The 13,387-nt window shown below is 58.5% G+C and carries 11 protein-coding genes; 7 read left to right on the forward strand and 4 right to left on the reverse strand.

Annotation, left to right across the window (positions count from 1 at the left end; all coding sequences use genetic code 11):
* Positions 1-31 precede the first annotated feature (31 nt).
* From NP80_RS17435 to NP80_RS17460, 6 genes are all read left to right on the forward strand, one after another.
* Positions 32-1,141 (forward strand): branched-chain amino acid ABC transporter substrate-binding protein, encoded by a 1,110-nt coding sequence (locus tag NP80_RS17435; protein WP_006400863.1) that lies wholly within the window; start codon positions 32-34, stop codon positions 1,139-1,141.
* A 182-nt stretch (positions 1,142-1,323) separates the two neighbouring features.
* Complete coding sequence (locus NP80_RS17440) at positions 1,324-2,274, forward strand: branched-chain amino acid ABC transporter permease (RefSeq protein ID WP_043279623.1); 951 nt, start codon at positions 1,324-1,326, stop codon at positions 2,272-2,274.
* Positions 2,275-2,364: 90 nt separating this feature from the next.
* Positions 2,365-3,534, forward strand: a complete 1,170-nt coding sequence (locus NP80_RS17445; RefSeq protein ID WP_006400861.1) for an ABC transporter permease subunit — start codon at positions 2,365-2,367, stop codon at positions 3,532-3,534.
* 47 nt (positions 3,535-3,581) lie between these two features.
* Positions 3,582-4,355 (forward strand): ABC transporter ATP-binding protein, encoded by a 774-nt coding sequence (locus NP80_RS17450; protein ID WP_006400860.1) that lies wholly within the window; start codon positions 3,582-3,584, stop codon positions 4,353-4,355.
* A complete protein-coding gene (locus NP80_RS17455) occupies positions 4,355-5,071 on the forward strand; it encodes an ABC transporter ATP-binding protein (RefSeq protein ID WP_043279622.1) in 717 nt (238 codons plus the stop codon). The genes NP80_RS17450 and NP80_RS17455 overlap by 1 nt, the downstream gene beginning before the upstream one ends.
* A gap of 904 nt (positions 5,072-5,975) precedes the next feature.
* The gene (locus tag NP80_RS17460; RefSeq protein ID WP_006409625.1) at positions 5,976-7,010 is read left to right on the forward strand and encodes an IS481 family transposase; all 1,035 of its coding nucleotides are present in this window, start codon (positions 5,976-5,978) and stop codon (positions 7,008-7,010) included.
* A 314-nt stretch (positions 7,011-7,324) separates the two neighbouring features.
* Here NP80_RS17460 and NP80_RS17465 read toward each other — a convergent pair whose 3' ends face one another.
* The 3 genes from NP80_RS17465 to NP80_RS17475 form a co-directional block, all read right to left on the reverse strand.
* On the reverse strand, positions 7,325-8,473 hold the full coding sequence (locus NP80_RS17465) for a site-specific integrase (protein WP_006409631.1): 1,149 nt from the start codon (positions 8,471-8,473) through the stop codon (positions 7,325-7,327).
* A gap of 142 nt (positions 8,474-8,615) precedes the next feature.
* Positions 8,616-10,886, reverse strand: coding sequence for a phage/plasmid primase, P4 family (locus NP80_RS17470; protein WP_006409623.1), 2,271 nt, complete (start codon positions 10,884-10,886; stop codon positions 8,616-8,618).
* Between the two features lie 132 nt (positions 10,887-11,018).
* On the reverse strand, positions 11,019-11,378 hold the full coding sequence (locus NP80_RS17475) for a hypothetical protein (RefSeq protein WP_045594016.1): 360 nt from the start codon (positions 11,376-11,378) through the stop codon (positions 11,019-11,021).
* Positions 11,379-12,421: 1,043 nt separating this feature from the next.
* Here NP80_RS17475 and NP80_RS17480 point away from each other — a divergent pair.
* Entirely contained in the window at positions 12,422-12,730 is a 309-nt protein-coding gene (locus NP80_RS17480; RefSeq protein ID WP_006409620.1) for a hypothetical protein, read from the forward strand.
* An 84-nt stretch (positions 12,731-12,814) separates the two neighbouring features.
* Here NP80_RS17480 and NP80_RS30935 read toward each other — a convergent pair whose 3' ends face one another.
* Positions 12,815-13,387 (reverse strand): hypothetical protein, encoded by a 573-nt coding sequence (locus NP80_RS30935; RefSeq protein ID WP_140401768.1) that lies wholly within the window; start codon positions 13,385-13,387, stop codon positions 12,815-12,817.

Genomic DNA, 13,387 nt, shown 5'->3' on the forward strand with positions numbered 1-13,387 from the left:
AACGTTGGGTCGCGGCGTGGCGACGGTTGGCATGGTCGGTGCGCTGGTCGCGGCGCCGGTCGGAGCGGCTTATGCCGACGAAACGGTCAAGATCGGGGAGGTCGCGCCTTTGACCGGTCCGGCATCCTATCTCGGCAAGGACACCGAAAACGGCGCGCGTTTGGCGGTCGAGGAAATCAACGAGAAAGGCCTCGTCGTTGGCGGCCAGAAAGTGAAACTCGTGCTCGACGCCGAGGATGATGCCGGCGATCCCCGCCAGGCCACCCAAGTGGCGCAAAAGCTCGTCGACGACAAGGTTGTCGCCGTCGTCGGCCATATGAACTCGGGTACGACGATTCCCGCATCGAAAATTTACAGCGACGCAGGCATCGTGCAGGTGTCGCCTTCGGCGACCAATCCGGCCTATACGCAGCAGGGCTTCAAAACCACCTATCGCGTGGTGGCAACGGACGCGCAGCAAGGACCGGCACTCGCCGACTACGCGACGAAGACGCTCAAGGTCAAGAAAGTTGCGATCGTCGACGACGCAACCGCGTACGGACAGGGTCTTGCCGTCGAATTCGAGAAGCAGGCAAAGAAGGACGGTATCGTCGTGCTTTCGCATGACGCCACCAACGACAAGGCGACGGACTTCCGCGCCATCCTGACCAAAATCAAGGGCGAGCAGCCAGACGTGATTATGTACGGCGGTCTCGATGCGACGGGTGGCCCATTCGCCAAGCAGGCGAAGCAACTCGGCATGGTGCAAAAGATCCTCGCCGGCGACGGGCTTTGCGCGGACGATCTCTCGAAGCTTGCGGGCGAAGCGGCGGACAATGTCATCTGCTCGATCGCCGGCTCGCCGTTGCAAAAGATGCCGAAGGGACCCGCTTTCACGGAACGCTACTTGAAGCGCTTTGGCACGCGCCCGGTGCTGAACTCGCCGTTTGCGTATGATGCGGTGTATGTCATCGTCGAGGCAATGAAGCGCGCCGGCTCCGCTTCCCCCGACAAGATACTCGCCGCGATGCCGGCGACCGACTACCAAGGCGTGCTCGGCCAGACCCAATTCGATGCCAAGGGCGATCTGCGCCACGGGACGATTTCGATCTACAAATATGTCGGCGGCAAGCAAACCTTGCTCGACTTCGTAAAGAACTAATCGACTGGTATTTGCTCGTTGAGCCAGGCCGGTACGCTTGCGATTCGCGTGCGTCTCACGCACACCTCGTGCATTGCCGGTCACCCCATTGGCCACGCAAGAGAGCGTGCTGCGGCCGCACGCCTCGAGAATTCGCATGATCGTCCGACGAACGCGTGACAGTTGCATTTGGTGAGCTGGATATGGATATTTTTCTTCAGCAGTTGATCAACGGACTCGTACTCGGCAGCGTCTACGCAATCATCGCGTTGGGCTACACGATGGTTTATGGAATCATCGCCATCATCAATTTCGCGCACGCCGACGTGCTGATGGTGGGCGCCATGGTGTCGCTTTCCGCGATCAGTGTCTTGCAACGGCACTTTCCGAATCTCGGCAACGTTCCAACGTTGCTTGTTGCGCTCGCGATGGCATCAGCCGCCTGTGCGGCGGTCGGCTATACGATCGAGCGCGTCGCCTATCGGCCGCTGCGCCGGGCGCCGCGCTTGGCGCCACTCATCACGGCGATTGGCGTTTCCATTCTGCTTCAGACGCTCGCCATGATCATCTGGGGGCGTAATCCGCTTCCGTTTCCGCAGCTGCTCCCGACGGATCCGATTGCGCTGGTCCATGCAGGCGCGAACGGCCCAGGCGTCGTCATTTCCATGACCGAAATCGTGATCATCGTCGTGGCGTTCATCATGATGGCCGGTCTGCTGCTGCTCGTGCACAAGACAAAGCTTGGGCGTTCGATGCGCGCGATCGCCGAAAGTCATCTTGTCGCGAGCTTAATGGGCGTCAATCCGAATTTCGTGATTTCGGTGACTTTCATGTTGGGTTCGGCGCTGGCGGCGCTGGGCGGTCTCATGATCGCTTCGGAGTACGGCAACATCCACTTCTATATGGGCTTCATTCCCGGGATCAAGGCGTTCACGGCCGCCGTGCTCGGCGGCATCGGCAACTTGGGCGGCGCAATGGTCGGCGGCATCGTGCTCGGGCTGATCGAGCAGCTCGGCGCGGGCTATATCGGCAACCTCACGGGGGGCGTGTTCGGCAGCAACTATCAGGATGTGTTCGCGTTCATCGTGCTGATCGTCGTGCTCGTATTCCGGCCCTCGGGTTTGCTCGGCGAGCGTGTCGCGGACCGCGCGTAGAAAACGTTGGGGCATTAGGGCGTTAAGGCGTTTGGCGTTCGGGGTGCCCGAGTGTAAAGCTGAAAGGGTGTAAGGGTAAGGAGCATAGAAATGGCCTTAATTCAACCGGTCGAGCCGTCCACGACGCTGATCCCCGAGAGAAACGCGACGAAGACGCTCGTCGTCGGCGTACTGACGGCGGCGTTCGTGATTGCCGCGCCGCTCATCATCGGCGCGGCCGGCGGCAACTACTGGGTGCGCGTGCTCGACTTCGCGATGCTGTACGTGATGCTCGCGCTGGGCCTGAACGTGGTGGTGGGCTTCGCGGGCCTGCTGGACTTGGGCTATATCGCGTTCTACGCGGTGGGCGCCTATACGGCGGCGCTTTTGACCTCGCCGCACCTGGCCAACCAGTTCCAATGGTTCGCCCAGATGTGGCCGGGCGGCATGCACCTGTCGTACTTCATCATCGTGCCGATCGCCATGGCGCTCGCGGCGCTCTTCGGCGTGCTGCTTGGCGCGCCGACGCTCAGGCTGCGCGGCGACTATCTGGCGATCGTGACGCTCGGCTTCGGGGAGATCGTGCGGATCTTCATGAACAACCTCGATCGCCCCGTGAACATCACGAACGGTCCGCAGGGCATCACCGGCATCGATCCGGTGCACGTGGGCGGCTTTAATTTGTCGCAAACGCATACGCTCTTCGGATTCCAGTTCCCGTCGGTGTACATGTATTACTACCTGTTCGTGCTCTGTGCGCTGCTCGTCATCTGGGTATGTACGCGCCTGCAGCATTCGCGTATCGGGCGGGCGTGGGCGGCGATCCGCGAAGACGAGATCGCGGCCAAGGCCATGGGCATCAATACGCGTAACGTCAAGCTGCTTGCTTTCGCGATGGGCGCCTCGTTCGGCGGGCTTTCGGGCGCCATGTTCGCGGGCTTTCAAGGGTTCGTCTCGCCGGAGTCGTTCACGTTCTGGGAATCGGTGGTGGTGCTCGCCTGCGTGGTGCTTGGCGGCATGGGCCATATTCCGGGCGTGATTCTGGGCGCCGTGCTGCTGGCGGTGTTTCCCGAGTTCCTGCGCTCGACGATGGGTCCGCTGCAGCATGCGATCTTCGGGCATCAGATTATCGATACCGAGGTGATTCGCCAGCTGCTGTACGGTCTGGCCATGGTGCTCATCATGCTGTACCGCTCGGAGGGTCTGTGGCCCGCGGCGAAGCACGAGGACAAGATCGCGAAACTGGCCAAGCGAAACGGCAGAAAGCCGGTGCGTGCTTGAGTGACAGATGAGCGAAATTTGAGCGAGACCTGAGCGGAGAGAATTTCGTGAGCAACAGCATTCGTTTGTCCGTCAAGGGCGTGAACAAACGCTTCGGGGGCCTGCAGGCGCTCTCGGAAGTGGGCCTGCAGATCCAGGAAGGCCAGATCTATGGTCTGATCGGCCCGAACGGGGCCGGCAAGACGACGTTCTTCAACGTGATCACGGGCCTTTATACGCCCGACTCGGGCGAGTTCATTCTCGACGGCAAGCCCTACACGCCGACGGCGGTGCATCAGGTGGCCGCTGCCGGCATCGCGCGCACGTTCCAGAATATTCGCCTCTTTGGGGGCATGACCGCGCTCGAAAACGTGATGGTGGGCCGTCACGTGCGTACCAAGCACGGTCTTTTCGGGGCGGTATTCCAGACGCCGGCCGAGCGGCAGGAAGAGCGCGAAATCAAAGAGCGCGCGATGGAGCTGCTCGAATACGTCGGGGTGTTGCAGTACGCCGACTACACGGCGCGCAACCTCTCGTACGGCCACCAGCGCCGGCTCGAGATCGCACGGGCGCTGGCCACCGACCCGAAGCTGCTCGCGCTCGACGAGCCGGCCGCGGGGATGAACGCGACCGAGAAGCTCGAGCTCACGAAGCTGCTGGAGAAGATTCGCGACGACGGCAGAACGATCCTGCTGATCGAGCACGACGTGAAGCTCGTGATGCACTTGTGCAACCGCATGACGGTGCTCGATTACGGCAAGGTGATCGCCGAAGGTCTGCCGCAAGACGTGCAGAAGGACCCGAAGGTGATCGAGGCATATCTGGGCGCGGGGGTCCACTGATGGCTACGGCAATGTTGAAGATCAAGGGCCTGCAAGTCAATTACGGCGGCATTCAGGCAGTGAAGGGCGTGGACATGGAGGTCGCGCAAGGCGAGCTCGTCACGCTGATCGGCGCGAACGGCGCCGGCAAGACCACGACGATGAAGGCCATCACGGGCCTAAAGCCCTACTCGGCGGGAGACATCGAATACCAGGGCAAGTCGATCAAGGGCGTGCCGCCGCACGAGCTGCTCAAGCGCGGGCTGGCGATGGTGCCGGAAGGGCGCGGCATCTTCGCGCGCATGTCGATTCTGGAGAACATGCAGATGGGCGCGTACCTGCGCTCGGATGCGGAGGGCATCCAGAAGGACGTCGACCGGATGTTCGGCTATTTCCCGCGCTTAAAGGAGCGGGCCAAGCAGCTTGCCGGCACGCTCTCGGGCGGCGAGCAGCAGATGCTGGCGATGGCGCGGGCGCTGATCAGCCGGCCGAAGCTGCTGTTGCTCGATGAGCCGTCGATGGGCCTCTCGCCGATCATGGTCGAGAAGATTTTTGAAGTGGTGCGCGATATTTCGAAGGAAGGGCTGACGGTGCTGCTCGTCGAGCAGAATGCCCGCCTCGCGCTGCAAGCCGCCAATCGCGGCTATGTGATGGATTCGGGGGCCATCACGATGTCGGGCAATGCGAAAGACATGCTCGACGATCCCAAAGTGCGTGCCGCCTATCTGGGCGAGTGACGCAGTCGAACCGGCGCCCGCGGCTTGCTCGCGGGCGAAAAAGTGGCTGGTTTTAAGCTGAAGCGGGTATGTACGGCTCGGTGTAACAGATCGATGACGCGCTGATAATGGGTTCGTCTTCTGTGTCAGTTCTTCGCTATCGCAACCGTCCCACATTTTCGATCGATGAGAATTCCATTCAGCGTTGCAGACGACTGTCGGATGACACTCCGAGCGATCGGCGGCATTCGCAAGGCACAAACGAATTTTCATCGATAGGTCGGTCATACCGAAAGAGGGGTCACCATGTCATCTTCGATCAGTCGTCCCGAATCTCCCGTTGCCAGGACGTCGGCTGAAGTAATCCAACATCACGCGGAAAAACAACCGCAAGACGTACCGCTTCCGCCTTCCCGGTCATCGTCGCGAAGCTCACACATTCCTTTATCGAGTCGCGCATCCGCGGATGCGGCCGAGCCGAGCACGCGGCCCCCACTTCGCGTCTCCGTTCCGCGCGTGGGAGGGAGCGCGGCGCCGGCCGCGTCCCCGTCTTCGTCCGCTTCTTCGCCGACGTCTTCGCGATCGACCGGACTCCCGCCCAAAAGCGATAGCCACGACGCGGCGCTGAAAGCCGCCGAGGATGCTCGTGCCGGACTACTCGAAGCACTTGGCGTCGACGAGACTGAACTGCCGCGCACGCTGGTGCCGGAAAACACGCCGCTCCGGTCCGCGACTGAAGGCGCTGCCGTAAAGGGCAAAGAGATTGAGCATCTGCCTTCGAACCCGACCCCGGAGCAGTTGAAGCAGCTCCAAGCCGCACTCGAAGCCGCGTTCGCGGACGTCGCCTGGTCTGACGACAGTTCCGTGAGTCAGGAGGAAGTTAAACTGTGTGATTCATAGACATCGTTTCAACTAAAATGAAGCGATGGACCGAGAGACCGCCGCGCGATTGCGTTGGGTGCGCATGTATCACGAGACGGGCAATGCTGGCCTCGTGTGCGCACGGTGCGGCATATCTCGGCCGACACTTCGCAAATGGCTACGTCGCTATCAGGAGGCTGGCGAAGCGGGTCTCCAGTCTCAAAGCCGTCGTCCATTGCGCAGCCCAAACCGGAAGGTCTCCGAGGCTGATCGGGCGACGGTCCTCCGATTACGCGCTGAGCGCAAAGGCGCACGGCGGATCCAGAATGAACTGCGACTGCACGAGCAACGAGAGCTATCCCTCGCGACCATTCACAAGGTCTTGAGCGAGGCGGGTGTAAAGCCGTTGGTTCGATCTAGGCGACCGACGCAGCCAAAACGCTATAGCCGGCCGGTGCCTGGAGACCGCGTCCAGATGGACACGATGAAAATCGCTCGAGGTGCGTACCAGTACACGGCGATCGACGACTGTTCGCGATTCCGGGTACTGGCGATCTACCCACGCAGAAATGCCCGAAATACGCTGCTTTTTCTTGATCGCGTCATTGAGGAGATGCCGTTCCCGATTCAGCGTATCCAGACCGACCGAGGCGGTGAGTTCTTCGCCGAGTCAGTGCAGCGGCGCTTGATGAGCGAGTGCATCAAATTCCGACCGATTCCGCCCCGTTCGCCACACCTCAACGGCAAGGTCGAGCGTTCACAGCTCACCGACCTCAACGAATTCTGGTCGGATCATCCACCGACCGGGGATGCGATCGACCAACGAATTGAGGAGTGGCAGTTCAACTATAACTGGCGGCGCCCGCACGGCTCACTTGGTGGCAAAACGCCCATCGATCGTATCGCGGAGTTAAGCGAAATTACGCCTCTCGCGGAGGAGGTGGAAAGTGCCTACGACGAAACGAAAGAACGAATTCGCCACCGTGAATGGCGCGTCGACAAGACCCTCGCCGAACATCACCGGCGCGTGGTGGAGCTCGCGTCTCCTAACGGAGCCTCGAGCTCCACCACGGAACGAAAAAGGCGCACCAAGAAGTGAAACGATGTCCGTGAATCGCACACATGAGGCGCAGGTGCGGTTGTTAGGCACAGGCGTCTCGGGGTTCATCTACAACCGACAGTTACCGCGTCGCGGGCTCGGCAAACCGTTCGATCTGACGCATCCCCGATGGGCAAATCGGGAATGGGCACCAGCATGGGAAGATGATCCCGATCCCGAGTGGAATGGCCACAAGTAATCGGATGCCGGCTTCCGGGATCCTCGGCCTCGAGAATCCCGGTTTTGTACGCCTTTAATAAGACATGGAAAGTGCCCTAAATTCGGAGCACGTTGAGGGCGGCACACCCCACGATTCATGCGGGATTGAGCAGTAGCGAGTCGATGACTTTTACGGCCTTCCGGCTCGCGTCGTTCGGGCTGAGGTGCGCGTAACGCTGCGTCATCTTCGGATCGCTGTGACCGAGCAGCACCGACACCTCATAGAGACTGACGCCCGCTTTGACCAGCTTGCTCGCGAACGTATGACGGAGCGTGTGCAGCGTAACGCGCCCGCCGCGTTCTTTGACGAGAGTGGGATCATTTAGTCCGGCGCGCTCAATTGCCTTCTTGATCGACTTCGTGCTGTAGCCGCGTTCATTGCCCGTGCGGTCTTCGAAGACGTATCGCTGCCCAGTCCGGCGTTCTTCCCACCGACGACGTAGGATCGCTTCGAGTCGCGATGTCATGTGCAGCACATCCTCGTTCCGAACCTTGCTCCGATAGAGGCTGATCGTGCTGGCGTCGATGTTGATCGCCGACCACGGAATATTCGCGACCTCCGAGTAGCGACATCCCGTATCGAGCAGGAAAACCGTGATGTCGTAGTTATCCTGCATATTCCGCGTCATTTCGGGTGTTAGCGGTTTAGACGCGTTTATACGCGCTCTAAGCCGTTCCGGATCGAGTTCGCGCAATAACGCCGACTCGTCGTTAGAATCCAGATATCGAAGCCTATACGAAGTCCTAAGCTCGGGAAAAACGATATCTCGACTGACTTTGAAGCCGAGCTTTGCCATCTCGTTGATGGTCGCGCGTAGCAATCCGATCTCGTGCTTGATCGTCGCGGGCTTGTCGCCTTCGGCCTTGCGCTTCGCGACGAGAAGATCGAAATCGCGCGTCGTCAGTTCATGCAGCAGCGTATCAGGCGACATGCCATAGCAGGGGAGCTTGGCCTTCGTCCGCGGATGAAGTTTATAGCCGAGCGTCTTCCGAACGATCGAGCACATGTTCCGGTGATAGGAAGTTTCGCTCCGTGCTTCGACATACTGTTCCAGCGCATTCTTGAGCGAGATGGGCTGCGCATCCCCGAGGTACTGCTCGGCGTGCGCGCGATTGCGCATCTCGCGTTCGACTTGAGCGGCCTTCGTCTTGTTCGGCGTGCCGGTGGAGCCGAAGAATTTCTTGCCCTGAATCTGAAACTGGTAGTACCAGTTCTTGCTGTTGTTTCGACGGATGAGTGTCATGTGTTGCTCCTAATGGAATGTAATTGATGAGCAACACCATCCGGGCTGATATGGGGTATGACAACAGCTTTCGCCCATGCCAGATGCAAAAAACGGAGCGTGCGCGAGCACGATCCGTTCGGGAGAAATCACTTACGACGGGTTATGCGGCGAGGGGTTCACCCTCGTTGTCATCGGGGCCTACATCTTCGCCGGTCATGCCCGCGAGCAGCTTGCTTTGCCAGTCGCGCTTCCGCAGCTCAAGTTCGTAGTCGTAGAACTCATGGCCGACGTAGGCTCCCGTGTTCTCGTTGAACTGGAGGTCAACGAGCAGCGTCAAACCCTGATAGACGCGATGAGGCCTAGCAACGGGCTTGTACCCCTTATCCTGCAAAATCATTCCGAGCCGTTTGCGGGAGTAGGAGAAATTGTATTCTGCCTCGCTCCACGCCTTGAAGAACTTATAGGCGTCACCGAAGTGGATCTCGCCATCGGGATCGTCGCGGGTGAATTCCGACAGCCAGCTTTCGACAACGTCCATTTCGCCACGGTATTCGGACACCTCATTCGTGATGATCGCCGGCTCCTTAAGCTTGTAGCCGTTATCGCGCCACTGCTGGCAGCCAACAAGCGCCCAGTTCAGGATACCCGGGAGTTCATCACGCAGCTTGCGTTCAAGGTCGGGGTCACGTTTCTCGGGCGGAATCGTAACCGTGAACGGGATCAGCTTCATGCGACGCCAGATGCCGTGATCGTTGCCCTTGATCGTTGGCTTGTAGTTTCCGGCGAGCCAGAGCTTGAAGCGAGGCGTGAACGAGAACGCATTCTGGTAGAGCATGCGAGCGACAATGTCTTCGCCGCCCGTATACCACTTCACCGTTTTCTCGCTGAAATGGCGTCCCTCTTCGACCTCGCTCATAGCGACGAGACGTTTCCCGACGAGGCGTGCGACTTCACTGCTTGAGGCATTCGAGGACATAGCTTGCCCGCCGTTCTTGTCGAGCAACATGTCGCCGTTCGCCTGTGCTCCGAGATCTCCGAAGAGAGCCCGCAGCAAATTGAGAAAGGTCGACTTCCCGTTTGCCCCGCTGCCGAAGGCAAAGAACAGGGCATGTTCCGAGGTTTGACAGGTCAGCGTATACCCGATGGCGCGGCGCAGGTACTCCACAAGCTCGACGTTCCCGTTCATGATTTCCAGCAGGAAGGCTTCCCACCGCGGGCAGGTTGCATCCGGATCGAAGTTCACCCCCGCAGTCTGCGTGATGTGCAGCGCGGGGTCCATCGGCATGAACTTGCCGGTCCGCAAATCAACGAGGCCGTTCTTCGCGGGGAACATCCATTCCCCTTCATCGAGGTTGCTGGCCGAGACGGCGATGCCGGGTTCGGACCTGAACAGTTCGACGGCATCCTTGAGCGCCTTATTGCTTTCGCTGTACTTCGCGTGATCCATCAGTTCACGGCGATTGCCTGGATTAAGGCGGCGAATCTCGTCGTGGATCATCGGAATGATTTCGCGGGCGAGCAGCAGCACGCGAAGTTCATCGATGAAACGCCAGGCACCGGACGGGGATTTTTCGAGCCAGCGCTTCATCTCCGAAACGTACCGGAGTGTGTCGCTGTACAGTTCTGACATCCGTTTCGCATTGCCGAGATCGGTTGCACGAGAGACGCTATCGTTGTTCTTCTGGTGCGAGCTAGCCACGTTCGCGGCAATCTGGGATACCTCCGATTCAGACAGTGGCGGGTCGCAATTTGTGGCGTTGTACTCCAGCAGTTCCTCCTCCAGCAGGTCGGGGTTCAAACCTGCATTGAGCAAAGAGAACCCCTCGAACGCGACAGATTCGTTGCGATTCCCGATGGTAGCGGATTTCGATTTGGCGGATTTCCGCTTGCGCGGTTTCGTGCCTTGCGTCGAGCAGAGCAGTTCAAGCAACCACGCAGGGGCACGAGAGATCGGCAGTACGGGTTCGTCGTAAAAATAGGGCTCGTCGTTGATGATCGACGGGGGAGCGAGACAGTAACCGCCTTCCGCTTTCACATCGACGCGAGGCAGGAAGTTGATCCTGCTCGGGACCTTCAGGTTCTCTGGATACCTGTAGATGAGGTGATACCCACCCGATGGCGTAAACACTTTGCGAGTTGGCGGAAGTGGGCCATGTTCTTTCTCCAGCCGACTGATCGACTTGAGGCCGGTGGCATCCCCGTTCTTCACATCGACATCGACAACGAGCACATATCCGGACGCCGGTCCGGTCGCGTACGCAACGTTGTAGTCGGCGCATTCATTCGCCCATGCGCGATGCTTGTCGGGGTCCATGTTCGCGTCCTTGAATCCGTGCTGCGTGGCGGGAACCTTATCGTTCAGGCGGATAGGAAGCGGGGCGAGACCTTCGGCTGCGAGGTCAGAGTATTTTTTGACGTGGTCTATATTCATAGTTAGGAATGCAAAAAAGATGGCCGGGAAATGGTGCGAGTACCATCTTCCGGCCACGAGTCAACGTTGGTTGAGAGTTATTTGCCCGGGAGCAGGCAGGTCAGATATGTCGTTGTTAGGCGGTCTCAGGAGTTAGGCATGCGTCATTGCTTCCTTATCGACAGGCAAGTCGTAAGGCATGCCAAGGTCGGTTGTCGTGCAAACGGCGTTGCATTCGTTGCAGACGAAGCCATACGGTTTCCCGTTCATCCCGATGATGGGAGTTGGGCTATGCGTAATCGGGTACCTGGGGCAGTGAATATAGTCCCCGATCTTAAGGCTGGAGAGGGGCTGCGGCGCGTCGTGTGAGTTGATCGGCCGAACGGGGTACTCGGGAGGCAGATCGCATACCCAATCCTCGGGGCCAATCCATTTCAGGAGGCCCTCTTGCATAAACAGGCTTACGATTTCCATAGGATCACTAACATAAGTGGTGTTGTGGTCGTTGTTCATGAAATTTCCTTTTAAAGATGGTTGCCAAGCCGTTCACGCTGAACGTTGCCGGATCGAAATCGGAAGGCGAGGGTGTGCCTCGTCGCACGTTGCTTCGTTGCCGAGTGACTGTGCAGGAATTCGATGGACCTGACTTTACGGAGGCGGAGGGCGTTACACAAGACGAACAACTGCCAAACGCATCTGGGTGAAGTATGAGTCTGCGAAATCCAGAAAATCGAATGCGCGGGCTAGAAGGTAGTTACAAATCGACGAGGTTGGGGAAGAGGGGGCGCAATATTTGTAACAGGCCTTCTCGGCTCGTTTGGCGCGTCGGAGATGCACGTTTTCGGTCAAGGCACCCCTCAGGACTCGGGTGTGCGTTTTTCGTCGCGGCAAACTCGGGTAAACACCTATAAAAGGCTGGATTGTTGTCGCTTTTTTGCGTCAATCTAGTATAAACCCGTATTTTTCCGACTCGGGCATTCCTGGATCGGCCGGAGTCATCGCAAGAATTTCGACGGGGCTTGCGCAGGTCATGCTCGGAACAGGCGGCGAGCACACAAATCTATCTCTTCAACTTATGCAGCTTTCGTGGGCGTGCGGCCATGCCCTCGGCCCTTTGCTCGGCGCGCGAGCAACAACATCACCAAACGATTCAACGATTTCATCAATTTTCAGAAAATTTTCTCTATCTCTTCTTCTATATAAAAACTTTCTAAAAACAAGAAAATTGTTTAATCGTTTAAAGAGCGGTTCCCTTCTGTTGGATGTGAAAGAAATCTCATCCCCACAACAGGGGGGGGGCGGTCGGCGATGGCGAGCACGCGGATTGGCCGGGATGGCCCTACGGCAGAATCCTAGAAAGCTGATGATCTAGCTCGGAAATTCCCGGTAGATCAAGGGGATAGAGGAGATGCGGGTGAGGGTGACGTGAAAACTGTCGCTGTTGCTCGACGGATTTCGCGATGGTCGCCGTCGTGTCGATCACAGGCGCGCTCGACGTTGCCCTGAAGGGCAGTCTGCCGGACCCTGGACGCACTTTCAACGAACGGAGTGCTGTCATGGTCGACCAGAAGCAAGGTGCAACGAGCAAGGACGAGAAAGCGGGGAAGCCGGTTGCTGCTGACCAAAAGCCGGTGATTCCCGCAACCAGTTCGACGGGAAATGATCCCGCAGTGAAGGCGGCACCGGCTACGCCGACGAAGATGGAGTTGGCGACGGAAATCTACAAACGGATGCGGACCGTCAAGGACGTGACCCGGAAGGACATCATCGAGAAGTTCATCGCCGAGGTGAAGCTGACGAAAGCCGGCGCGAGCACCTACTACCAGATGATCAAGGACAAGCACGAGCCGATGGGCAAGAAGTAACTGTCGGCGCTGTGCTGATTCTGCCGAGATGGCTCCTACGGGAGCCTCTTATGAGCCGAGTGGCTGGCCTCGGATAGATTGCCGCTAATGTGGGGGGGGAATGATGGTGCCGTAGTCGTCCGGAGTGATCTTGCTCGGAAATGATATGGACTTCTGGGCAGCTTCAATTCGCTCTGCAGCACGTCGTTTTGCTGCATTTAATACCAGTTCCTCCCGTAGCTTATGCAGGCTCAAAACTCCACCGAACAGACCAGCAAATTTCACGACGACGAACGTTATCGACGCGGATAGAAGTAGGCTGACAGCTGGTGCGAAATTAATCGTTCGCCCAGATTGTAATGAGATTGTGGTTCGATCCTTCAAAACGCTCGCTATCACAACCAGCGCAAATGCGACAATTGCGCTTGCTAGAAGCCCAAGCCAATAGTGCTGCTGATTGCGCAATCCTTTGGAAAGACGCTCGGCCTCATTGGGGGTTAGATCGTCGGATTGCAAGAAATTGGCAGTAACCGGGATCACTTGAATTAGGGCAGCGGCGATCAGCCCGAGAAACGCAAGTAGCCCCTGGTTCATATCGATCCAAAGGCCGAGCGGCACCCACTGCCAACCTATAGCGGCAGCAATCAGGGGCAACAATAATCCCGCCGCCCATTTCAT

This window comes from Burkholderia multivorans ATCC BAA-247, from assembly GCF_000959525.1.
Taxonomy (GTDB): Bacteria; Pseudomonadota; Gammaproteobacteria; order Burkholderiales; family Burkholderiaceae; genus Burkholderia; species Burkholderia multivorans.